The sequence below is a fragment of the Gordonia desulfuricans NBRC 100010 genome, from assembly GCF_001485495.1.
Lineage (GTDB): Bacteria > Actinomycetota > Actinomycetes > Mycobacteriales > Mycobacteriaceae > Gordonia > Gordonia desulfuricans.
In genome coordinates, this window is sequence record NZ_BCNF01000132.1 from 1 (window position 1) to 22,003 (window position 22,003).

The following is a 22,003-nucleotide window of genomic DNA, read 5'->3' on the forward strand; positions in this document are numbered from 1 at the left end:
ACAATATCTCGGACCGTCGTGGGGCCTCAGCATTTGATGATAGTGGTGCGCTCTGCTGCGATGAATGCCGACATTCCACTCATGGTTCTTCGCCCCGTTTCGGATCGGCCGGCCCCAATGCTCTATCTACTGAACGGCGCAGGCGGCGGTGAAGATGGAGCGAACTGGGCCGCGCGGACCGATTATCAGCAGTTCTTTGCCGGCAAGCACGTCAACGTGGTAACGCCGCTGAAAGGCGCCTTCTCCTATTACACCGACTGGCAGCGCGATGACGCGAGACTCGGTCGCCAGAAGTGGGAAACTTTCCTGACGCGCGAATTGCCGCCAGTGCTCAACCGGGAACTCGGAACAAATGGGCGGAACGCGATCGCCGGTATCTCGATGTCCGGAACGTCGGTGCTGAATCTGGCGGCGCGGTCACCCCACCTCTATCGCGCGACGGCGTCCTACAGCGGCTGCGCCCGCACCAGCGATCCGATTGGCCAGGCGTTCATTCGCGCGGTGGTTGAGGACCGCGGCAAGGCGGATATGACGAACATGTGGGGTCCGCTTGATGGCCCTGGCTGGCGGGCCAACGACCCCTTTCTCAATGCGGAGAAGCTGCGCGGCACGACCGTCTACCTGTCGTCGAACACCGGCTTGCCCGGCGGAGACGAGGCGCTGCCGCCCGGTGCCTCACCTGATCAGGCACTGTCGATGTCCGATCAGGTGATTCTCGGCGGTGGCATCGAGACCGCAATGAACGTCTGTACTCAGCAACTGGCGGATCGTCTCCGTCAGTTGAACATTCCTGCCGTGGTTCACATTCGGAACACCGGCACTCACTCCTGGGGCTACTGGGAGCGGGAACACAAGGCCTCCTGGCCTTCCATCCGGTCAGCGCTCGCGCGCTGACACTACAAGAAAGAGGGCCCCGAGAATGTCTCTGAAGAGAACCGCAATGCTACTGGCCGCCACGGCGGCTCTGTCTGTTGGCGCTACTATCTCGGCTGCGGGACCGGCTGCTGCGGCAGAAGAGTCCTTCGCAAAGATGGCCTACGACCTTCATAATGGCCAGCTTGTTCAGTTCGATAATCGGGGAACCGGCCAGCCTGACCAGAGCTGCGAGGCAATACTATGGAAGGGCGACCATGTAAGCGAAGTCAAACGAAACCTGACGTTCCCTTACAGCATGATTAGCAACACCAATGGTCGCTACGGCGGCCTCGACCAGCCGATTATCGGCCGAACTCTGCCCGGCGTGGGACCTGACGCCAATGCCAAATCAACGGCGTACTTCTACAAGACGAATGCGGACGGAGATTGGCTGGGCAACGTCTCCGATCTGGTCAACAACGACGATCCTACGCAACGCTCGGCCATCACCAAGCCGTCGACAGCCCTTGTCTCCTGCACCAATCTCGGTAACGCCGTGGTCTTGCTTTCTTCGGGAGCAACCAAGGACACCTGGTACGCAGGCGAAACCATCGAGCCGTATGGCAGTTTGGACGGGATCATCGGTTAGAGACTACAGCGCTACCGGCGAACCGACAGACGTACGCAAGCCACCCCGAAGAGCTGGGGGAGTCGAGTGGTCGCGGTCGGGGATGGCGTCGAAGAACGCGAAATTGTTGGTGATGAACTCCTCCTGGCCGACCATGATCCCCCCCGAAGGCGGACGGGGCCTAGTAACGCAGGTTGTCGCTGGAGAGCTCATGGTTGAGCGACATGTCGCCGTCAGCCAGCGCCACCGGTACTCCTTCGCCCATTCCAGTGTTCAGACGATGTCGAGGCCGTGCTCAGCGTAGAAGGCGATCTTCTTTTCGTTGTCGGTGAACGACGGGGCGGTCATTCTTCCGGTTCAGGCTCGGTGAGCGTGCGGACCTTGCCGCCTGCCCGGTTGCCCAGCACGAACTCCGGGATCGGTTGGTGCAGCTGGGGGAGGTGAGCGTCTGGTGCCCGCTACCGAGCGCTGCATTGTCGGCGCAGAGGAGTCAGGTGCGTGCGACGCCGGCGACGTTACATCCGTGGGGCAGGGCGGCGGCATCGTCCGGTTCGGCGCACCACTCCTCCACGCGCCAGGTGTGGGGTCTGGTGTCCGGCACCGGCAGCCTTGGGCAGAGATCACAACTGCCAGCGGTCCAGCTTCTCTGGGGCGCTGACGACCCAGATCGATGAGATCGCAGTGTCGTGGATCTCGACTGTGATCACGGCGACAACGGAGTCGCCGTGTACGAGGACGATTCCCGGCGCGCCGTTGACCGACACCACCGCGGGCAGCACCCCGGGCGTCATCAGTGCGCGGAGGCCGGTGAGCGCCGCGGTCCTGCCAGACGCCGACGTCGAGCGTTCAGGATGCCCGCCGTCGACGATCAAGGTCGCGTCGTCCTCAACGATGTCGTCGGTCGCGCCGGACGGCCCCGAGGACAGGACGGCGACGAGTCGGTCGACGGCGGCCGACGCGGAGTCGATCGCGTGCGGCGAATCGCCACGATGCCGGAACCGTACGCGCCTCATACTGAGACCGAGGTGACGTGGCCGAGTTTGTCGGGGCTCATCACCCAGAGGAGTTGTCGGATGCCATCTTTCGAGGTCGTCACGACGACTACCGTGGTCACGGTCCCCTCTTCGGAGAGCGCTGCCGCGGGCTGGCCGTTGACCTGGACCCAGTCGATGTGTTTGCCCGTCCAGAAGTGATGGGCGAAGGCGGCGACGAACTTCGCGACCCGTGTCCGCCCGACTACGGGGATGCGTGCGGCGAGTTTGATGCCATTGCCATCGGAATAGCTGACGACGTCGTCGGCGAATAGCTCTTCGAGGTCCTGGGCATCGCCCTTCTGCGCTGCGGTGAGGAATGCCCGGAGAAGCCTGCGCTGATGCTTGGGCTCGACGTCTGCGTGTCGAGCCGATGCGAGGTGCGAGCGGGCTCGGCTGACGAGCTGTCGCGCGTTCACGACCGTCGTGGAGAGGATGTCGGCGATGCGGGGATAGGGGTAGTCGAAGGCTTCACGCAGGATGTAGGCGGCGCGCTCGGCTGGGGTCAGCTTCTCGAGGGTCAGGAGGATCGCGAACTGCAGGGCCTCGGCCCGCTCGGCGCCGAGGGTGGGGTCGTCGTCGGTGTTGACCGGCTCGGGCAACCACGGGCCGATGTAGGTCTCCCTATGGGACCGCGCTGACTGCAGCACGTTGATCGACAAGCGTGTGGTGATCGTCGTCAAAAACGCAGCCGGGTCGGTGACCCGGCTGCGATCCGTTCCCTGCCAGCGGATCCATGTCTCCTGCACGATGTCCTCGGCATCTGAAACGGTGCCCAGCATTCGATAAGCGATGCCGAACAGGCGCCGACGGTGCCCGGCGAACACCTGGACGGCGTCCTCCAGATCGTGAACGCTATGTCTTCATCCTCTCTCGACTAACGACGCGTGCGCTGCAAACGGGCACTCCCGAGCAGGCAGCACGGCACCACAAGTCAAGACCGGTGTGCGCATCGATCTGTGACGGCCACCGAGGGTCGGCGATGTGGTGTCACACCCGAGGTGTGGTTTCGGTCCTCACTGTCGACGCCGCATGGCGTACTCGAGAGGAAGGCATGAAAATGGCAAAGATCGTCGTCATCGGCGGAACCGGGCTCATCGGCTCGAAGGTCGTGAAGAAACTCGATGCTCACGGTCACGAGGCTGTCGCCGCGTCGCCGAACACCGGCGTCGACTCGGTCACCGGTGAGGGACTCGCCGACGCTCTCCACGGCGCCGACACCGTGGTCGACGTGAGCAACTCGCCGTCGTTCGCACCCGAGGACGTGATGGAATTCTTCACCACGTCCACGCACAATCTGGTGGCGGCCGAGAAGGCCGCGGGGGTGCGACATCACGTCGCCCTCACCATCGTCGGCACGAACCGCCCACAGACCATTCCCTACTTCGCGGCGAAGAGCGCGCAGGAAGAGATCATCCGCGAGTCCGGTATCGGATACTCGCTGGTACACGCAACCCAGTTCCTGGAGTTCGGCGGTAGCATCGCCGACATCTCGACGGAGGGTGACACCGTGCGCCTCCCCGGTGCGCTCATCCAGCCGATCGCCGCGGAAGACGTTTCGACTGCCGTGGCGCGTGCCGCGGCCGGAGAGCCCGTCGGCGACATCGAGATCGCAGGCCCCGAGGTCTTCGGCATGGACGGCTTCGTGCGCCGCACTCTTGCCTTCCGCAAGGACCCGCGGACGGTCGTGCGCGACGACACCGCCCCGTACTACGGGGCGGTGATCGAGGAGCGCACGCTCATCCCCCTGGAGGGCGTGCAGATCTTCTCGACCCGGCTCGACGAGTGGCTGCCCGCCAACCCGCCGCGGGCGTAGCGGTGACTCGATGCCGGATGCGACGGTGATGGCGCGTCCGGCACCCCCGCTCTCCTGGACAGTCGGAACGATGTGGCGACAGGCCGTTATCCCCACCGGTCATCTACGTCGCAACTCGGACTCGCTGTGTCGCGCGCACGGCTCCGGCGATGATGAGTCCTTGTCCGAGGGTGTAGGTCGCCATGACCGCCGGTGAGAACCAGCCGGGCGCGACATCGGGAAGGAAGAGTCGGATGCCGAGCAGGGAGTCGCTGGTGAGGAAGAAGGCGCCGCCGGCGGCGATCAGTGTCACACAGCGGGTCGAGGTGGCCGCAGTGCCGGCCAGCACGATGCCGTAGAGCAACACCGGGATCAGCAGAGCGCCCGCGTGTGGTCCGATCACCGCGACCATCGCGATCCACCAGGCCGCGTAGACCCACGCCCAACGCGGGAAGCCGTGGATCGACAGCTGCCGGGTGAACGCGGCGATGTAGGCCAGGTGTGCAAGGCCGAAGGCGCCCAACATCACTGGCAGCACCGCATCGCCGGAGAGCACCACGCCGGCCCCGTCGCCGATCCAGGACAGGGTGAGGGCGGCGAGGAGCAGCATCGTCAGCGTCGACGAGAGTCGGCCTGCGGCAGCGAGAACCGGCACCGCGAGCAGCGGCATCAGCAGGAGTTTGGTCGGCGGCGCGAGCGGGCTCTCGACTGCGACGGCGACGACGTGGATCAACGACACCAGCACATAGGGGAGCCACAGGAGGGCCAGGCGTGACGAGCTCATTCCGGTCACCGTAGTACCTGGTGCGGTCGGAGTGGGTCTCCCTATGATGTGGCGGTGCCGAACGACAAGTCCTGGCCGTGCGATCCGGAATCCGTCTGGGCCGCCGCCGCTCCCGCTGCGGCACCCGGGCGGCCGACCCCGCCCGACATCGGTGACCTCGACGACTTCCGGCGACTCGCGGCGCCCGGCGACGGCGCCGTCGGCGGTGCTGTCGTCTACGCGATTGCGGGGGCGTTCTTCCTGGCGGTGGGGATCGTCGCGTTGTTCTTCCGCCCGGACCCGGCCGACGCGGACGGATTCCTCGGCGTCCTGCAGTGGCTGATCCGGTGGTATCCGATCGCGCCGCTGGCCGTGGGAGCGGCCTTCCTGATCGCCGCGCCGCGCTCCTACCGGCGCGACCGCGCGGACCATCCGCACGAGGTCCGTGACCTCTACGAGGCGGCCACCGATCGCGGCATCCTGGTGGAGAAGGCCGGTGCGAGCTTCCGGATCCTCGATCGTTCGGACGGCTGGGTGGACGCTGCCGTCGGCGTCGACGTCCGGCTCGACGCCGTCCGGGCAGCCCACATCCGGGAGGCCTTCCGCACTTGGTTCGCGCTGCTCGGTGCCGATGCACAGGCGGCCAGACACGCACGGAACCTGAACGGGCGTACCGAAGTCCGCCGTGCCGAGGAGATCTTCGGACCGGAGGCCACCGGCGGATACCTGATGCGTGCGACATACCCGAACTCTGCGTTCGCCCTGCTGATCCCGGACCCGCCACACACCTCGAACTCGTGGGAAGAACTTCCGATCGCCGACAACGCGTAGCAGCGCCCGCGACGAGGTCTGTTCGCGATCGACCAAAGTACGGCCGACGTACAGCGCAGTACCGGATATTCCGGTCAGAACGGTCGCAGGGATCGTTCGATACCGAATCGCGGTGCACATGAGCGCAACGGCTGACGACGTAGGGGCGCAGGAACCGGCTGCACACCCGGACGTGGAGTGGTTTCCGTGGCTCGTGGCACCCCACTCGGGGTTCGAGGTCGCGGTGCCGCGAGGACAGAAGGGCTACCACGACGTCTCCACACCGCTGCGGGCCACCGGCGTCGGGATCGTACAGATCGACCCGGAGGAGTTCGTCGTACTGAGCGCCTTTCGATACTCCGATGCGACGGTCGAGGCCGATCTCATCGCCAAGCTCACCGCGAAGGGGATGGCCGCCGACGAGGCCCGACGGCGGGTCGACACTGCGCGGACCTTCACCCCACGCGAGGACAATCCGACCGACCTCGCGTCGATCCCACAGTTCCTGCGCTGGTTCGAGAATCCCTACGGCCTGCACTCGCTCGCGGCATTGATCCACGATGAACTGATCGAGCACGACGTGGATTCGGGGGCGCTCGGCAGCGACACCCTGTCCGATCGGTTCCTCCGAATGATGATGAAGACCTCGGGCGTTCCGTGCCTGAAGCGATGGATCATGTGGGCGGCCGTGGCGCTGCGCACGAGGTTCAAAGCGGGTGGCCGGCGCATGTGGTCGATGATCGTGTGGCTGGCACTCAGCGTGGTGGGGATCGCGAGCGCGGTGGTGGGCGTTGTCGCGTTCTGTTGGCATCCGCCCTGTCCGATCGTGCATCCGGTGCTGTTGCCCGCTGTCGATCATCCTGATCTTCGTCGCCGCGGTGCTGTGGGGACGGCAATGGGGTGCCGGGGTCGTCGCGGCACTGGTCGCGTTCTGGCTGGTGCCCGCCGCGCTCGCAGCCGGATTCGGGCTGCTCGCGTATCTGGCGTCCGAGGAGGTCTGGAAGCGTCTCGTCTGCGCTGTGCGTGCCGGCCGGCGCCGGGCGAGCTGAACTCGGGAAAGAGCCGACCCTGCGCGATCGGCGCAACAGCGTCGTCGGCCGCGTCGTCATCGGTGCGACGAGCACGGGCTGACGTGATCCGATGCGGCTACTGCGTGCCCGCCCCGGCGAGGGCGACGGCGACGGCGTCACGTGCGAAATCGTCGGTGAGGGTCCCGGTCACGCCGGGGAGCAGGATGCGCATGTAGCACGAGCCCCACAGCAGGTCGACGATCGTGGTGAGTTCGACGTCGGGGCGGATCTGACCGCGTTCGCGGGCGGCGTCGAGCAGGGCCAGGACCTCGCGGCGGCGGGGACCGAAGTAGTGATCGGAGAAGGCCGCTGCGAGTTCGGGATCGGTCTGTGCGGCGCCGATGAGTTGGGCGAATGCGGGGCCCGACGGCTTCTTGCGCATCAGGCGGGCGAAGGCGACGAGCACCGAGGTGAGATCGGCGTGGATGTCGCCGGTGTCGCGGAAGGCGATCTGCGTGCCCACGGTGTGGACGTAGCCGTCGAGGGCGAGCGCCCCGCGGGAGGGCCAGTACTTGTAGACCGTCGAGCGGCTCGCCCCGGCCCGTGCCGCCACCTTCTCGATGGTGAAACCCGCCATCCCGTCGTCGAACAGCACCTCGACGGCCGCCTGCAGGATCTCGGTGCGGACCTCGTCGAGCGGTCGTCGACCGCGCCCGCGTGATCGGGGGGCGGCGGAATCGGGTGAGGCCGGTTCGCTCACAGTCGGACCTCCTTGCTCGTGGTCACACTGGAATCCACGCTACTATATGAACAGTCTGTATATGAACACACTGTACTCAATGAGAGGGAGCTCCATCGTCATGGGCGCTGTCACCGGATTCTTCGCGCTGCGTCACGCGCCCGAGACGATCCGGCCGTCACTGCAGGCAGGGCTCACGTCGGCGGTGACGGTGCTGGTCTCGTGCGCGGTCTTCGGGCCACACGTCGGAGCGATCTCGCTGTTCGGTTCGATGCTCGCGCTGTGGGAGGCCGACCGACCGCTGTGGGCCCGGGTACGCAACGCGGTGATGATCGCGTCGTCGATGTCGGTGTCGATGATCCTGGGCGTCCTCGTGGCGCCCTACCGCTGGGCGACCCTGCCGCTCATCGTCGGCATGGTCCTGCTGACCACCGTCATCTACTACGCCTTCATGTTGACGCGCGGCCCCGGTCCGCTGCACCTGTTCTATGCGGCCACACTGGGTACCTTCTTCGGTGCCGACCAGACCCTCGGGTGGCAGATCGTGCACGTCATCGCGTTCGCGACGTTCTTCACCGGGCTGCTCACGGTCCTGATCCTGCTGGTCGGCCTCAGTCACCCCGAGCGGGATGCCGTGGCCGCCGCCCGGGAGAAGGTGGACGCCTACCGGGACGGCACCGCGTCGCGGACCGACGCCTACCGTGCAGTGAACCGCGCCTGGGTGACCCTGCAGTCCGCGTGGCCGGCGACCGGCGGTGCCGCACATCGGGCGCGCGAGAAGGAACTGCTCGCCATCAACCGCACGCTGGCGGTCACGGTGTTGGCGGCTGCGGGGGATCGGGCGCCGGTCCGCGACCTCGCGCCGGACACGCCGATCCTGGTGGGCCGGCCGGGTTTCCGATTTCTGCTCGCACACGCGGTGCGCCCGAACTCGGTGGCGTGGTTCACCGCGTGGCGTATGGCGATCGCGGCCGGGGCGGCCGGCCTGATCAGTGAGATCGCCGGTATCGGTCACCCGTACTGGGCGGTGCTCACGGCGACGCTCGTGCTGCATCAGTGGATCGACCGACGGGCCACGACGCGGCGGGCTGCGCAGCGCGCGGTCGGGACGATCCTCGGGCTGGGCATCGTGGCGGTGGTGACGTGGATCGACCCGGGTCCGTGGACGGTGATCGTGGTGGTCATCGTCTGTGTCATCGCGATGGATCTGCTGTTGCCGCTGAACTATGCGGTCGCCCTGATCTTCGTGACACCGATGTCGTTGTTGTCGATCGAGGCGACCGGCCAGGGCGGTTCGTTGGGGAGCCTGCTCGGAGATCGCCTGTACGACACGCTGATCGGTGCGGCGGTAGCGGTGGTGGTCACCTGGGCGACCAGCCGGTGGTTCCCCGAACGATTGCTGCGCGCCCAGTCCCGGCGTGTCGAGGCGGCGACCGTTGCGGTGGAGACGATGACCGACGAGCAGGCGGTGGGGGAGTCGGGGCGACGGGCCCGCGCCGAACTCGTCTACGAACTCCTGCATCACCTCGGCGTCGTCGAGCGGGCCGCCGGCGACGACCCGCGGCTCGACGCGCGCACCCGGGCCGAGCACAACCTGCTCGACCGGGGATACCTGGCGCTCGCGCGGGTGTGGTGTGAGCCCCGGCTGACGACCTGAGCGTCCGCATCGGGGAGGGGCCGACCTCGACGGTCATCTGATCGAAGGAAAAGTCGGTCGCGGTTGTGGGATGCGGTTCGCGGGGTCATAGGCTTCAGACGTCGATTGACGTGGACCGGGCCGGAAGGTGTTCTCAGCATGCGTAATCCCTCGAAGAAGTTCGTCGTTGCCGGCCTGGCGGCGGGACTGATGTTCACTGGCGCGGCAGTGGTGGCCGCCCCCGCGCAGGCGGCCACGACCTACGCCAACTGCAAGGCCCTCAACGCCGACTACCCGCACGGCGTGGGCAAGACCGGGGCCGTCGACTCGACCTCGGGCACCCCGGTCACCGACTTCACCGTCGACGACGACCTCTACAACGCGAACACCAAGCGAGATCGCGACGGCGACGGGATCGCCTGCGAGAAGCGCTGAGCGGACGACGTCGTGATCCGGACGGGTCACGTCGAGTCTCCACCGGACGCGCGGTGACCGTCGAGTAGCGTGTCGGTTCGTGCGCCGTCAGGAGAAAGTCGAGCGGATCGGGACCCTGCTCGACGAGTTGTATCCCACCCAGCCCATCCCGCTGGATCACACCGATCCGTACACGCTGCTGGTCGCCGTCGCGTTGTCGGCGCAGACCACCGACAAGAAGGTCAACCAGGTCACCCCGGCGCTGTTCGCCGTGGCGGATACCCCGGAGAAGATGGCGGCGCTGGGCCCCGACCGCATCCTCGAACTCATCCGGGAGATCGGACTGGCGCCCACCAAGGCGCGCAACCTCTGGACCGCGGCCGGACAGATCATCGAGGCGGGCGGTGAGATCATTCCCGACTACGCCTTCCTCGAGTCGCTGGCCGGCGTCGGACACAAGACCGCCAGTGTGGTGATGTCCCAGGCGTTCGGCATCCCGGCGTTCGCCGTGGACACCCACATCCACCGACTCGCCCGACGGTGGGGCCTGTCCGACGGCAGCTCCGTCGAGCGCACCGAGGCCGACCTCAAAAAGGCGTTCCCGGAAGACGAATGGAACCGCCGGCATCTGCAGATCATCTACTTCGGCCGGGAGTACTGCCCGGCCCTGCGTCACGACTTCGCCGTGTGTCCGATCTGTTCGTGGGCGGCGACCAAGAAGCAGGCCCTCGCCGAGCGTCGCACGACCCGCGTCGCCCGCGGCTCGCGCTGATCGCGTCGACTGCCCGCAACGTGGCAGGGTCGGCGGGGTGCGTGGTCACCGCGCGGTCAGACCACTGACGTAGGCCGCGAGGTTGCCCAGGGTCTGCTCGCCACCCTCGATGGCGTGGTACCTCTGTACGGCCTCGTCGCGAGATTCCTTGGTGGGGAACACCGTCCGCATCTCGATTCGGGTGCTCCCCGGTCGTGTGGCATCGGTGGCGAATACGATGGTGGAGGTGAAGGCGTTCGGGTCGTCGGGGCGTTCACCGTGCACCAGGACGATCAGCTCCGGTGCGACGATCTGCGTCCACCGGATCCATTCCGGATAGTCGGTGCCGTCGGGGCCGTGCATCACGAAGTCCCACTCGCCGTCGATTCGGAAGTCGAAAGACGTTGTGGTGGTGGTGAATCCGTTCGGCCCCCACCACTGCGACAGATGGCGCACCTCGGTGAACGCCGTGAACACCAATTCCCTTGGGGCGTCGATGATCCGAGAGATCACGATCTCCCGGTCGGCAGTGGTCCCGGTGGTCGGCGTGGTGTTGCTCATGGTTCTGGCCTTTCGCGGCGGTGGGTGGTGTTGCTGCTCTCGATGGTGGTGTCGGTGTCCTCGAGATCGCGGACGTAGGCGTCGAGCCGGTCGAAGCTCTCGTTCCAGAACTGTTCGAAACCGCCGGTCCACTCGTGAACGGGTCGAAGCCCGCGGGCATCTAGCCCGTAGACGCGCTGCTTGCCCTCCCTGCGGTCGCGGACCAGCCCGACCTCGCGCAACACCCGCAGATGCTTGGACGCCCCGGGCTGGGAGAGCCCGAGCTCACGGGCCACCTCGGTGACCGGACGCTCACCCGACCGCAAGAGCGTCAGGATCTCCCGGCGCTGCGGTTCGGCGATCGCGTTGAACACATCCGAGGTGGTTGCTGCCCGTGCCACCTCATCATCGTATTCCGATATGGGATTACGTCAAGGGCGGTTCGGAATATCTGGCCCGCCGGGCAGGTTGGCCCAGCCATGAGTACGAATGCAGAGCTGAGTCCTGAGGGTTGGGTCCGAGGCCAGACCGAGAAGATCCTGGCGCAGGGCACCACCGACGGCGTCGAGATCCAGGGCCGCCCGGTGGTCCTGTTCACCACCACCGGCGCCAAATCCGGCAAACGGCGTTACGTGCCGCTCATGCGCGTGGAGGAGAACGGCAAGTACGCGATGGTGGCCTCCAAGGGCGGCGCCCCGAGCCACCCGTCCTGGTACTTCAACGTCAAGGCGAACCCGTCGATCACCGTGCAGGACGGCACCACCGTCACCGAGCTGACCGCTCGCGAGATCGACGGCGACGAGCGCGCCCACTGGTGGGAACTGGCCGTCGCCGCATTCCCGCCCTACGCCGAGTACCAGACCAAGACCGACCGCCAGATCCCGGTGTTCGTCCTCGAGTAGACCGCCGGTAACGCCCAAAGCTCACGATGGCGTAGGCCGGATCCGGCATCATGGGGATATGTCCGACACCCTGAGCTACGCAGACTTCGGTCGGCGGTTCTTCGAGATCGCGGTCACCGAGGACCGTGTTCGCTCGGCGTTCTCCTCGGTGGTCGGCGACTCCTTCGAGGTCGGGCCGATCGCATCCGGGCCGGCCAACATCGCCAAGGTGACCGCACGCGTCGAGATCCGCGAACCGCGGGTCTCGCGCCGGGTGGGCGAACCCATCACCTTCGGGGTGCAGCTACCGCTGCGGATCGGGCTGCTGGTGGACCTGCGCGTCGACCGCGTCCGTTACCGCGTGGACGGTGTGGTCGATCTGCGGATGGCCGCCCGCGCCCGCGAACCGCTGGAACTGCACATCGAGGTGACCCCGCCTCAGGTCAGCGACGTGCGGATCGGTGTGTCGACCACGACGATCCGCGGGGAGATCATCCGCGTCGTCGGCCGCGTCGACGACGAGATCAAACGGTTCATCGCCGCCTACGTCACCGAGGAGATCGATCGGCCGGAGATCCGCCACGCCCGGATCATCGATGTCGCCACCGAACTCGGCCGGGCCTTCGAATCGATATCGGAGGCGGCGGGCGCCGGCGCCTGAGAGGCGAGACGGCCAGTTCCACGCCGAAGGGCCGCAGTCGCGAAACACGACTGCGGCCCTCCGGCGTGTTCTGGCCTGGTGCCGGCCGGACTCAGGCGAACCGGATCGTCATGGTCGCCAGTCCGAAGATCTTGCGGCCGCCGGACTTGGCCACCACGATCACGACACCGGTGCGGGTCTCGGGATCGAGCGACTTGATCCGGCCGCTGTACTCGATGTCGCCGCCCTCGGCCGCCGACACGATCGCCGGCTGCGACAGACGCACCGCGTAGCGGGTCACCGCACCCGGATCACCCGACCATGCCGACACGAACCCGGCGCCCAGACCCATGGTCAGCATGCCGTGCGCGATCACGTCCGGCAGACCGGCCAGACGGGCGATCTGCTCGTCCCAGTGGATCGGGTTGGCGTCGCCGGCGACACCCGCGTAGTTCACCAGGTCACCGCGCGACAGCCGGGCGTGGTGCAGCGGGATCTCGTCGCCGACCGACAGTTCGCCGAAGGAGCGGGCGCCGGTGGCCGGGCGGGTGTCCGAACCGAAGCGCACCTCGTCGGCCGGACGCACCGTCTTGACGTAGGCCTCGTCGGAGTCCGCCTGGCTGAGGATGTTGACGTCGTGCATCATCGCCGTGCGAACCGAGTCGGTGATCGCCGGATCGACCTCGTCGGCGGTCACCCCGACCACGGTGGTGTGCATGGTGTGCACCCGCTCGCCCACGGCGTCGGTGAAGGTGTTGGTGACCGTGATCAGGTCCTTACCGGCGATCCGGCGGACATTCGTCAGCTCGACGTCGGTGAACAGCTGGTCGCCGGCCACGATCGGGCGATGCTGCTCGAAGACCTGCTCGGTCTGCACATACGTGTCGTATCCGACGATCACCGACTCGAACAGCGCGCGGTTGGCCGCCATCGCCGGAATCGAGGTGAAGGTCAGGGGAGCGACGACACCGGAGTAGCCGAGTGCTGCGGCCGCCACCGGATCCCAGTGGGCCGGGTGGTAGTCCTGCACCGCGCGGGCGTACTCACGCACCTTCTCGCGGCCGACTTCATAGGTACCGTCGGCAGCGTAGTAATGGCCGACCCGAGCGTCGAGGCCTGCTGATTCGTCGGTGGTCACAGTGATGGTCACCCGTACCACGGTATGGGTGTGCAGAGTGCATATCCAATTACGTGGCACCCATCACGTTTCGTGTCGCGCTGATCCGACCGTACCGCGGAGGCGATTCTCCAGTGCGGGATCGGCCGGTTGGGGGCGAGATCAGGCGCGCGTCGCGAGGACGTCCTACTCCACACCGGGGCCCACCTGAGGTGATCGCTCAGTCGAACAGACGGCGGAACACGTTGGTCTCGGCGAGGTCGACCAGCTCGTCGCCGCGACCGGACATCACCGTGCGCAGGGCGTAGAGGGTGAAGCCCTTGGCCTGCGCGGCGGTGATGGTCGGCGGGATCGACAACTCCTGACGGGCGGTGGTCACGTCGAGCAGTGCCGGGCCGTCGTGGGCCAGGATCTCGGCGACCGCGGACTCGAGCCCGTCGGCCGACTCGACCTTGCGGCCCAGGATGCCCACGGATTCGGCCAGCCGTGCGAAGTCCGGGTTGACCAGATCGGTGCCGTAGTTGACGAAGCCGGCGGCCTTCATCTCCACCTCGACGAAGTTCAGCGACGAGTTGTTGAACACGATGATCTTGACCGGCAACTTGTTCTGGACGATGGTCAGCAGCTCGCCGAGCAGCATGGCCAGGCCGCCGTCGCCGGCGAGGGCGATCACCTGTCGCCCCGGGAATGCGGCCTGCGCGCCGATCGCCTGGGACACCGCATTCGACATCGATCCGTGGGAGAACGAGCCGATCAGCCGCCGGGACCCGTTCATCGTCAGATACCGTGCCGCCCACACCACCGGCGACCCGACGTCGGGGATGAAGACCGCATTACCCGTGGCGTTCTCGCTGACGAGCCGGGCCAGGTACTGCGGGTGGATGGGGGAGCGGTTGCGGTCGTTGTCGGCGAGCTCGTCGAGGCGCCGGCGGGCCTTGCGGTAGTGCTCACGTGACGATGTCAGATGCTCGGAATCACGGTCGCGGTCGATCAGCGGGAGCAGTGCCTCCACGGTGTCGGCGACGGAGCCCACCAACGGGATGTCCACCGGTGTGCGCCGGCCGATCTGCTCGCCCCGGATGTCGACCTGGATGATCTGCGCCTTGGACGGATAGAACTGCTGATAGGGGAAATCGGTCCCGAGCATCAGCAGGGTGTCGCACTTCTCGATGGCACGGTAGCCCGACGAAAAGCCCAGCAGCCCGGTCATACCCACGTCGTAGGGGTTGTCGTACTCGATGAACTCCTTGCCGCGCAGGGCATGCACGACCGGTGCCTGCAACGCACTCGCCAGCTCGACGACGGTGTCGTGGGCTCCCTGCACGCCGGCGCCGGCCAGGATCGTCACCTTCTCGGCACCGTTCAATTGTGCGGCGGCACGGCGGATCTCGGCGTCGGTGGGTCGGGATATCCGAGGGATGGCCCGGATCGGTGCTCCCGCACGACGTTTGGGTGAGGGCTTGAGGAAGATCTCGCCGGGGACGACGAGGACGGCCACATCGCGCTTCTCGACCGCGGTGCGCAGGGCGACGTCGAGCAGTCGGGGCATCTGTTCGGGGGTACTGACCATCTCGCAGAACGCGCTGCACTCGCGGAACAGCTGTTCGGGGTGGGTTTCCTGGAAGTATCCGCTGCCGATCTCGGGTGCGGGGATGTGTGCGGCGATCGCCAGGACCGGGACCCGGCTGTGGTGGGCGTCGAACAGGCCGTTGATCAGGTGCAGGTTGCCGGGACCACAGCTGGCGGCACAGACTGCCAGCTCGCCGGTCAGGGTGGCCTCGGCGGTGGCGGCGAAGGCCGCTGCCTCCTCATGGCGGACATGGGTCCAGGCGATGGTGCCGTCGAGTCGAAGGGCATCGGTGAAACCGTTGAGCGAATCCCCCGGGATTCCGTAGACCCGTTGTACACCAGCACGTTTGATCTGCTCGACGATGACTTCGGCGACGGTGTCGGCCATGAGGAGTCCACTTCCTTCAATCGGTCCGGAAGCCCCACCATAACCCCGATCAGGCGTGCTCGTCAGTAGCGTGCGAGTACCTGTGTGGCATACAACTTCCCGTCCGTGGCCACCGCCACCCCGACACCGAGATCGGTGTAGGCGGGGTCGAGGATGTTGTCCCGGTGGCCGGGTGAGCCCGCCCACTGGGCGAGGAGATCGTCGGCACTCGCGTGCTGCCATGACTGCAGGACGTTCTCGGCGGTACTGGTCCACCCCGAGGGGATCTCCTCGGCGCCCCAGGGGTTGTGGGCGAGTCTGTTGTGGTCGGCCATCTGCCGGCTCCACCGCTGGGCCACCGCCTGCAGTCGCGGATTCTCGGTCAGCCGAACCAGACCGGCGGACAGGCGAAAACGGTTCGTGGCCTCGGCGACGTCGTGCGGTGTCACCACACCGTCCGGGACCATCGGTCCGGTGTCGCGGTGCCCGCCGTCGAACCCGAATGCCGTGTACTCGAAGTGCTCCACGAACGGGAACGGATCGTAGAAGTGGTGCAACAACTCCCGCCACCGGCCGTAGTCGGGCGAACCTCGGAACCCCTCCGTGTGATCCTCGAGCCGGTCCCACTCGACCAGCAACAGGAACACCTCGGGACGTTCGATCGAGCGGGACAGCCGCAGCGTCCGAACCCCGCGCTGTGCAGCCATGATCGGCTCTGCCGACGCGAACGCGGTGAGGAAGTCGTCGGCGGCACCGGGACGCACGTGCAGGACGGCATGTTCGAGGATCACGTGCTGATGGTCCCAGATCGGCATTGTGATGCACGGCGTCACCGTGTTCACTGACGAGGTGATCTCGAGTCGGCTCAAGATGTTGATCTCCGTTGCGGCCACGGCACTGCTCGGCGCGACCGTGGGTGCCACGGTCCTCTCGGCACCTGCTTCCGCATCCCCCGCGCCTGTGTCGCCCACCCCGACGGCCTCACCGGGTCTCGGCGCGCCGACCGGCGCGTGCGTGATCGACGCCGACAACACCGAGGTGACGGTGCAGTCGCTGCGGCACGGATGCTCGAGTGAACAGATCATGGATCTGTACCTGCAGGCATCTGCCGGCCAGGCGCCCGCCGGCACGAAGACCATCGTGCTGCTCCCGGTCTTCGAAGTCCGCGGCAAGCCGATCTCCTACGGCACCGCGAAAGCGCTCACCACCACCCAGAACCTGCTGGGGGACTCGCTGACGTTCACCGCCGGACCGAACAACACCCCGTGGGTCTACAAGGACTACATCTGGGGTCGTGACGCCGGTGGGGAACTGGTCTTCGGCGACTCGCGGATCGACGGCAGACCGGCGTGGTCGGCCGACTTCTCCCGCGACTTCGGTGGCCGGCCGATCAGCCTGCACGAATACCGCAAGCTGACCGACGACGTGTGGATCGGTCGCGACATCGGCGGTGGCCAGAGCACCAACGGGCACACCGGCGGGGCCTTCGCGCTGTACTGAGCGCACGCCCACCGGGTGCACCCCGCGGTGTCGTGGCGGCTCAGACGAGTCGGGTTGCCCGGACCACGATGTCGTGCAACGGTGGCACGCCGTCGCGGACGGTTCGTTCGCACTCCTCGGCGACGTCGATGCGCCAGTTCTCCGGGGCGAGGACGCCGGTGATGCCGGCGATGGTCGCTGTCGCCTTCTCCGGTGGCTGGTCCTCCGGTGAGTGTGAGTGTGAGTGCGCATGCGTGTGGTGGTGTGCAGCGTCCGGGACGTGGCGGTGCCCGACGATGAGCAACACCCCGGACGGCGCGACCCAGTCGCTGATGTGTCGGTAGAAGTCGAGCTGCGGTGTGGCCGGGTGCGCATAGTTGGTCATCACCAGATCCCACCGGTCGTCCGGCTGCCACGTCGACACATCCGTCTCGATCCACGTGATGGGTTCGATACCCGTTGCGGCATCGGCGCGTTCGGCTGCTGCAGCCAGTGCGCGTCCGGAGATGTCGGCACCGGTCACCTGCCACCCGCGCGCTGCGAGCCAGATGGCCTCGGCACCCGCTCCGCACCCGGCATCCAGCGCACGCCCCGGAGTGAGGCCACGAACCGCCTCGGCGACATAGGGATTCGAGGGCGCCTCGGAAGCTGCGCCATCCCAATGGGATTCCCAGTAGTCCTTGTCGAAAGCATGCGTCATCGGTGACCTCCGTCGTGTGTCCGACCGTCAGAGTGCTGCCGATCATCCGTTTCAGCAAGTCGCATTGCCGTTCGCGCAAGAATCGGTTCAGAATTCAGAAGGGTGGCGGGTTCTCGTCGTCCCAGCGTTGCTGGGCGCGGTCGGCTCGGCGGCGGCGTTGCCGGTGGATGGTGTCGGTCTTGCGGCGGGCGGGGTGGTCGGGTGGTTTGTCGGCGAGGCCGATGAGTCCGGGGAACAGGTTGGTGCCGCGGAAGGCGTTGCCGACGAAGAAGTGTCCGGTGGGTGATTCGAACACGGCGAGGCCGAGGGTGTCGGTGAAGTCGCGCCAGGTGGTGAAGGTTTTGATCCGGTGGTGGAACCGGCACAGGGGTTTGAGGTTCCAGGTGGTGGTGGGGCCGCGTTCGGGGTGGCGGTGGTCGTAGGGGTTGGTGTGGTCGATGTCGCTGGTGGTGGCTTTGTTGTTGCAGCCGGGCCAGGTGCAGCACAGGTCGGCGGCAAAGGCGTAGGCGGTGCGTTGTTTCCCGGGCCGGTAGCGCATGCGTGAGGATCGCTCCATCATGTCGCGGGTGATGCCGGTGCGTTGGGTGAAGTCGCGCATCGCGAGGTCGCGGATGGTGTGGGCGTCGATGATGCCGATGCCGTCGGCGTAGCCGGGGTGGTCGTCGTGGCCGTCGAGGGTGCTCTGGTTGGCGATGACGTGGATGATGGCACCGGCTGCGGGTGGGGTGGCCGCGTTCGGGGTGGGGGTTGTGTGGTGGGTGCACTGGCAGGTGCATTCGGGCTGCTCTGTGGGGTCGGGCTGCTCTGTGGGGTCGGATTGATCGGTGCTGCTGCCGATTTCGGTCGCGGCACTGTCGCTGTCGCTGTTGCTGTTGCTGTCGCTGTCGTCTGGTGCTGGTGTTGGTGTGGTGGTGCAGGTGTGGCACTGGCAGTCGAGGTGGGTGCGGCCTTCGGACATGGCGAGCAGTGCGTCGGAGCGGCGGTGTTCGCGGGTGCGGGGGTCGTCGGGGTGGACGGTGGTGGCCATGGCCTCGATGCGGGCGTTGACCAGTTCGGCGTCGAGTTCGGGGAGGTTGGCGGTGAGGCGGGATTGGCCGGGGACGAAGCGGTCGGGGGTGATGGTGACCTTGCGTTCGGCTTTGGCGTGGGCGCGGCGGCGGTGCAGGGCTGCGGGGTCGGTGGTGGCGACGACGGCGTCGACCATGGCGGTGAAGCGGGCGGTGGACATGGTGTCGCGGCCGAGGATCTGTTCGGCGATGCGGGAGTCGACCTGGGGCATGAGTTCGGGGGTGACGAGGGTGGTGCAGGGTGAGCACGATCTGGAAGCGGTGTTCGTCGATGCGGCCTTGGGCGAGGGTGCCGCCGGTCCAGGGGAGGCGGTAGCGCAGGGCGTCGCCGGCGAGGATGAGTTCGCGGGCTTTGCGAGGTGGGACCGACAGGACGGCGCCGATCTGGGCGATGGCTTGGTCGAGGCCGTCGGGTCCGTGCTGGTCGTGGGGGGTGGTGCCGGTGTGGTGGGCGGTGAGGGCGTCGGCGAAGGTTTCGAGGCTGTCGTAGTGGTTGGTGGTGGCTTCGGCGATCTTCTGGTGGTGGTTCTCTTCGTATTCCTCGTACATGAGGGAGGCGGCTTGCATGAGGCGGAACATGGCGGTGGCGCGGGTGGAGGCGCAGTGGGCGATGATCTCGGTGAGATCGGTGGCGGTGAGGTGTTCGTCGCCGCGGAGGCGGTCGGGTACGGGGAGGGTGTCGTCGGTGGCGATGAGGTCGGTCCAGTGTGGATCGCCGTGGGCACCGTCGTCGGCGTGTGCCGACGGTGGTGGGGGGATCTCGGTGGACATGGTTCGAACATACAGACGGGGTCTGACAAAAAGCGTCGACGTAGGTCCGCCGTCGCCTACGGTGGACGCGTGTCACTGGATCTGGATCCCCGGCCGGCGGTCAACCGTGGGCTGATCCATGCCGAGTCGGACTGGGATGTCATCCGCACCTGGACCGACGACAAGTACATGCAGTTCGACGTGCAGCCGATCGGTCGGGGTGTGGCCCCGGCGTCGTCGATGTTCTCGGTGCCGATCGGCGAGATCACGATGACGCATTTCAGCTACGGCGTCGGAGTGGACCTTGCGAACTTCGACTCCGATTCCGGAAATGTCCTGGTGCTCACCACCCTTCGTGGCTGGACCCACCACGCGGCCGGAACGCGCTTCGGCGCGGAACTGACCGTGGGCCAGACCTATGTCGCCGACTGCAGTCGGGTGGACTACAGCCTCGTCGCCGACCCGGATCACCTGCAACTGAACCTCACCATCCCGCACCGCCTGCTCGCCGACCTCGCGCTGCGCTGGTGGGGATACGTCCCCGACGACAGGCTGTGGGCGCATCGGTGCGTCGTCGGCGGACCCGACAGCGCCTGGCTGGCACTGCTCGGGTATGCGGCGCGGACCGCTGCGGTCGCCCCCGATCAGGTCGCAACGGGACGGATCGGGGCCAATCTGCAGGAGATGATCGCCGCCCACCTGCTCGACGAATGGGCGCAGCGGGCCGGGATCGACCTCGCCCGCGCGCCGATGATCGCCGCACCCGGCTATGTCCGCTCGGCCGTTCGCTACATCGACGAGCACGCCCGGGATCTGCCGACGGTGACCGACGTCGCCGCGGTCGCCGGGGTCAGTGTGCGGGGCCTTGCCGGTGGATTCGGCCGCTATCTCGGTATGTCTCCGCGCGCCTATCTGGTGGAGCAACGACTCCAAGGCGTCTACCGGGAACTGTCGGCGGGAGCGCCGTCGGTGGCGACGGTGGCCCGCAGCTGGGGTTACGTGAACATGAGTGTCTTCGCCGCGGCGTACCGGCGTCGGTTCGGGGAGAATCCGTCGGCGACGCTCGCGCGCGGATCGTCGGGCTGACCGGCGCGGGCGGTTCCGGGGCAGGGTTCGTCGGGCCAGGTGCCGATCGGGATCAGACCGTGCCGATGGCAGGCATGGCCACCTCCCAAAAGTCACTAGCTTTCTGTGCTGTACCTCACACAGCACTGAAAGGACGGCCATGACCACCGTGAACGCATCGACGCTGGGCCCGGCACTCGACGAGGTCCTCACCGACGTCACCACCGCCACCGACGCGGCCCGCGTGCCCGGCGTCGTCGCATCGGTGACCCGCGCGGCGGGCACCGTCTACGAGGGCGCCGCCGGCGTCCGCTCCCTTGCCGGTGACACCCCGATGACCACCGACTCGGTGTTCGCGATCTTCTCCACCACCAAGGCGATCACCGGCACCACCGTGCTGCAGTGCGTCGAGGAGGGGCTGCTCGATCTCGATGCCCCGGCGTCGGACTACGTCCCCGAGATCGGCGAGATCGGTGTGCTCGACGGCTTCGCCGACGACGGCTCACCCGTCCTACGCGCGCCGAAGACCCCGATCACCACCCGCATGCTCCTGCTGCACACTGCCGGCTTCGCCTACTCGTTCTTCGATGAGTCGTACTCGCGGCTCACCGCCGACGGCCGTCAGCCGAGCGTCATCACCGGAACCCGGGCGTCGCTGGCCACCCCGCTGATCTTCGATCCGGGCACCCGCTGGAACTACGGCAGCAACATCGACTGGGCCGGACTGATCGTCGAGGCGATCCGCGGCAAACGACTCGGCGAGGTCATGGCCGAGCGGGTGTTCGCGCCGCTCGGCATGACCGACACCGCATTCTCGATGACCGACTCGATGACCGAGCGTCTCACCGAGATCCACCAGCGCACCGCCGACGGAACTCTGGTGCCGACCGGGCTGGTGCTGCCGCAGGATCCCGAGGTGCACATGGGTGGCCACGGTCTGTACTCCACCGTGCCCGACTACACGCGGTTCCTCCGGATGTGGCTGAACGACGGCGAGGGCGAGCACGGTCGCGTCCTGCGACCGGAGACCGTCGAGGCGGCCGCCCGCAACGGTCTCGGCGAACTGCAGGTGACCATGCTGCCCGGCGTCGAGCCGGACCTCTCCCACGACGCCGAGTTCTTCCCCGGACAGCGCAAGACCTGGGCGTACACGTTCATGGTCAACGAGGAGCAGGCTCCCACCGGGCGGACCGCCGGTTCGCTGGGGTGGGCGGGCCTGGCGAACCTCTACTACTGGATCGATCGCAGCGCCGACGTCGCCGGGCTGTGGGCCACCCAGATCCTGCCGTTCGCCGACCCCGCGTCGATCGGTGGCTTCCTTGACTTCGAGACCCGGGTCTACGGTTCGCTCCGCTGACGTCGGTCGTGGTTGCGTGGCGACATCGGCCGGCGGAGG

The 22,003-nt window shown here is 67.1% G+C and carries 24 protein-coding genes and 2 pseudogenes; 14 read left to right on the forward strand and 12 right to left on the reverse strand.

Annotated features, from left to right (window positions below; all coding sequences use genetic code 11):
- Positions 1 to 36: 36 nt before the first annotated feature.
- Both GD1_RS19785 and GD1_RS19790 read left to right on the forward strand, forming a co-directional pair.
- Positions 37 to 894, forward strand: a complete 858-nt coding sequence (locus GD1_RS19785; RefSeq protein WP_059039267.1) for an alpha/beta hydrolase — start codon at positions 37 to 39, stop codon at positions 892 to 894.
- A gap of 46 nt (positions 895 to 940) precedes the next feature.
- Positions 941 to 1,504 carry a hypothetical protein gene (locus tag GD1_RS19790; protein WP_059039250.1) on the forward strand — a complete coding sequence of 188 codons (564 nt, stop codon included), beginning with the start codon at positions 941 to 943 and terminating at the stop codon, positions 1,502 to 1,504.
- Between the two features lie 599 nt (positions 1,505 to 2,103).
- Here the strand turns inward: GD1_RS19790 and GD1_RS19800 are convergent.
- Positions 2,104 to 2,496 (reverse strand): sigma-70 family RNA polymerase sigma factor family protein, encoded by a 393-nt coding sequence (locus GD1_RS19800; protein ID WP_059039252.1) that lies wholly within the window; start codon positions 2,494 to 2,496, stop codon positions 2,104 to 2,106.
- A complete protein-coding gene (locus GD1_RS19805) occupies positions 2,493 to 3,359 on the reverse strand; it encodes an RNA polymerase sigma-70 factor (protein ID WP_059039253.1) in 867 nt (288 codons plus the stop codon). Before GD1_RS19805 ends, GD1_RS19800 begins: the two co-directional genes overlap by 4 nt.
- A 215-nt stretch (positions 3,360 to 3,574) precedes the next feature.
- On the opposite strand from GD1_RS19805, the gene GD1_RS19810 reads away from it, so the two are divergent.
- Positions 3,575 to 4,330: an SDR family oxidoreductase gene (locus GD1_RS19810; RefSeq protein WP_053777971.1), complete on the forward strand. Its 756-nt coding sequence runs from the start codon at positions 3,575 to 3,577 to the stop codon at positions 4,328 to 4,330.
- A gap of 103 nt (positions 4,331 to 4,433) precedes the next feature.
- On the opposite strand, the gene GD1_RS19815 is transcribed toward GD1_RS19810, so the two are convergent.
- The gene (locus tag GD1_RS19815) at positions 4,434 to 5,093 is read right to left on the reverse strand and encodes a lysoplasmalogenase family protein (RefSeq protein WP_053777972.1); all 660 of its coding nucleotides are present in this window, start codon (positions 5,091 to 5,093) and stop codon (positions 4,434 to 4,436) included.
- A gap of 54 nt (positions 5,094 to 5,147) precedes the next feature.
- On the opposite strand from GD1_RS19815, the gene GD1_RS19820 reads away from it, so the two are divergent.
- From GD1_RS19820 to GD1_RS25710, 3 genes and pseudogenes are all read left to right on the forward strand, one after another.
- Positions 5,148 to 5,903: a hypothetical protein gene (locus GD1_RS19820; protein ID WP_157079561.1), complete on the forward strand. Its 756-nt coding sequence runs from the start codon at positions 5,148 to 5,150 to the stop codon at positions 5,901 to 5,903.
- A gap of 388 nt (positions 5,904 to 6,291) precedes the next feature.
- Positions 6,292 to 6,513 (forward strand): annotated as a pseudogene (locus tag GD1_RS25705) (DUF1353 domain-containing protein); the annotation flags it as partial.
- Between the two features lie 160 nt (positions 6,514 to 6,673).
- A complete protein-coding gene (locus GD1_RS25710; RefSeq protein WP_307190361.1) occupies positions 6,674 to 6,931 on the forward strand; it encodes a hypothetical protein in 258 nt (85 codons plus the stop codon).
- 97 nt (positions 6,932 to 7,028) lie between these two features.
- Here the strand turns inward: GD1_RS25710 and GD1_RS19830 are convergent, their stop codons facing one another.
- A complete protein-coding gene (locus tag GD1_RS19830) occupies positions 7,029 to 7,652 on the reverse strand; it encodes a TetR/AcrR family transcriptional regulator (protein ID WP_059039256.1) in 624 nt (207 codons plus the stop codon).
- A 100-nt stretch (positions 7,653 to 7,752) separates the two neighbouring features.
- On the opposite strand from GD1_RS19830, the gene GD1_RS19835 reads away from it, so the two are divergent.
- The 3 genes from GD1_RS19835 (at position 7,753) to GD1_RS19845 (ending at position 10,453) form a co-directional block, all read left to right on the forward strand.
- Positions 7,753 to 9,288, forward strand: coding sequence for an FUSC family protein (locus tag GD1_RS19835; protein WP_059039257.1), 1,536 nt, complete (start codon positions 7,753 to 7,755; stop codon positions 9,286 to 9,288).
- A gap of 189 nt (positions 9,289 to 9,477) precedes the next feature.
- Positions 9,478 to 9,702, forward strand: coding sequence for an excalibur calcium-binding domain-containing protein (locus GD1_RS19840; RefSeq protein WP_059039268.1), 225 nt, complete (start codon positions 9,478 to 9,480; stop codon positions 9,700 to 9,702).
- A 79-nt stretch (positions 9,703 to 9,781) separates the two neighbouring features.
- Positions 9,782 to 10,453, forward strand: coding sequence for an endonuclease III domain-containing protein (locus tag GD1_RS19845; protein ID WP_059039258.1), 672 nt, complete (start codon positions 9,782 to 9,784; stop codon positions 10,451 to 10,453).
- A gap of 45 nt (positions 10,454 to 10,498) precedes the next feature.
- Here GD1_RS19845 and GD1_RS19850 read toward each other — a convergent pair whose 3' ends face one another.
- Both GD1_RS19850 and GD1_RS19855 read right to left on the reverse strand, forming a co-directional pair.
- Positions 10,499 to 10,993 (reverse strand): SRPBCC family protein, encoded by a 495-nt coding sequence (locus GD1_RS19850; protein WP_059039259.1) that lies wholly within the window; start codon positions 10,991 to 10,993, stop codon positions 10,499 to 10,501.
- Positions 10,990 to 11,373, reverse strand: coding sequence for an ArsR/SmtB family transcription factor (locus GD1_RS19855; RefSeq protein WP_059039260.1), 384 nt, complete (start codon positions 11,371 to 11,373; stop codon positions 10,990 to 10,992). The genes GD1_RS19850 and GD1_RS19855 overlap by 4 nt, the downstream gene beginning before the upstream one ends.
- A 78-nt stretch (positions 11,374 to 11,451) precedes the next feature.
- Here GD1_RS19855 and GD1_RS19860 point away from each other — a divergent pair, with 78 nt between their 5' ends.
- On the forward strand, positions 11,452 to 11,874 hold the full coding sequence (locus GD1_RS19860; protein ID WP_020789556.1) for a nitroreductase family deazaflavin-dependent oxidoreductase: 423 nt from the start codon (positions 11,452 to 11,454) through the stop codon (positions 11,872 to 11,874).
- Positions 11,875 to 11,932: 58 nt separating this feature from the next.
- Complete coding sequence (locus tag GD1_RS19865; RefSeq protein WP_059039261.1) at positions 11,933 to 12,514, forward strand: hypothetical protein; 582 nt, start codon at positions 11,933 to 11,935, stop codon at positions 12,512 to 12,514.
- Between the two features lie 91 nt (positions 12,515 to 12,605).
- On the opposite strand, the gene GD1_RS19870 is transcribed toward GD1_RS19865, so the two are convergent.
- From GD1_RS19870 to GD1_RS25515, 4 genes and pseudogenes are all read right to left on the reverse strand, one after another.
- Complete coding sequence (locus tag GD1_RS19870) at positions 12,606 to 13,643, reverse strand: fused (3R)-hydroxyacyl-ACP dehydratase subunits HadA/HadB (RefSeq protein ID WP_280513275.1); 1,038 nt, start codon at positions 13,641 to 13,643, stop codon at positions 12,606 to 12,608.
- Positions 13,644 to 13,830: 187 nt separating this feature from the next.
- Complete coding sequence (poxB, locus tag GD1_RS19875) at positions 13,831 to 15,567, reverse strand: ubiquinone-dependent pyruvate dehydrogenase (RefSeq protein ID WP_059039263.1); 1,737 nt, start codon at positions 15,565 to 15,567, stop codon at positions 13,831 to 13,833.
- Between the two features lie 62 nt (positions 15,568 to 15,629).
- Positions 15,630 to 16,013, reverse strand: coding sequence for a CAP domain-containing protein (locus tag GD1_RS25510; RefSeq protein ID WP_238404166.1), 384 nt, complete (start codon positions 16,011 to 16,013; stop codon positions 15,630 to 15,632).
- Between the two features lie 48 nt (positions 16,014 to 16,061).
- Positions 16,062 to 16,337: pseudogene (locus GD1_RS25515) on the reverse strand (antibiotic biosynthesis monooxygenase family protein); the annotation flags it as partial.
- 79 nt (positions 16,338 to 16,416) lie between these two features.
- On the opposite strand from GD1_RS25515, the gene GD1_RS19885 reads away from it, so the two are divergent.
- Entirely contained in the window at positions 16,417 to 17,046 is a 630-nt protein-coding gene (locus GD1_RS19885) for a hypothetical protein (protein WP_238404164.1), read from the forward strand.
- A 40-nt stretch (positions 17,047 to 17,086) separates the two neighbouring features.
- Here the strand turns inward: GD1_RS19885 and GD1_RS19890 are convergent, their stop codons facing one another.
- Both GD1_RS19890 and GD1_RS19895 read right to left on the reverse strand, forming a co-directional pair.
- The gene (locus tag GD1_RS19890; protein ID WP_059039264.1) at positions 17,087 to 17,725 is read right to left on the reverse strand and encodes a class I SAM-dependent methyltransferase; all 639 of its coding nucleotides are present in this window, start codon (positions 17,723 to 17,725) and stop codon (positions 17,087 to 17,089) included.
- Between the two features lie 94 nt (positions 17,726 to 17,819).
- Positions 17,820 to 19,004 carry an HNH endonuclease signature motif containing protein gene (locus GD1_RS19895; RefSeq protein WP_059039265.1) on the reverse strand — a complete coding sequence of 395 codons (1,185 nt, stop codon included), beginning with the start codon at positions 19,002 to 19,004 and terminating at the stop codon, positions 17,820 to 17,822.
- A 628-nt stretch (positions 19,005 to 19,632) separates the two neighbouring features.
- On the opposite strand from GD1_RS19895, the gene GD1_RS19900 reads away from it, so the two are divergent.
- Both GD1_RS19900 and acmB read left to right on the forward strand, forming a co-directional pair.
- Positions 19,633 to 20,628 carry a helix-turn-helix transcriptional regulator gene (locus GD1_RS19900; RefSeq protein ID WP_020789555.1) on the forward strand — a complete coding sequence of 332 codons (996 nt, stop codon included), beginning with the start codon at positions 19,633 to 19,635 and terminating at the stop codon, positions 20,626 to 20,628.
- Between the two features lie 139 nt (positions 20,629 to 20,767).
- Positions 20,768 to 21,964, forward strand: a complete 1,197-nt coding sequence (acmB, locus tag GD1_RS19905; protein WP_059039266.1) for a methyl acetate hydrolase AcmB — start codon at positions 20,768 to 20,770, stop codon at positions 21,962 to 21,964.
- The last annotated feature ends 39 nt before the right edge of the window (positions 21,965 to 22,003 follow it).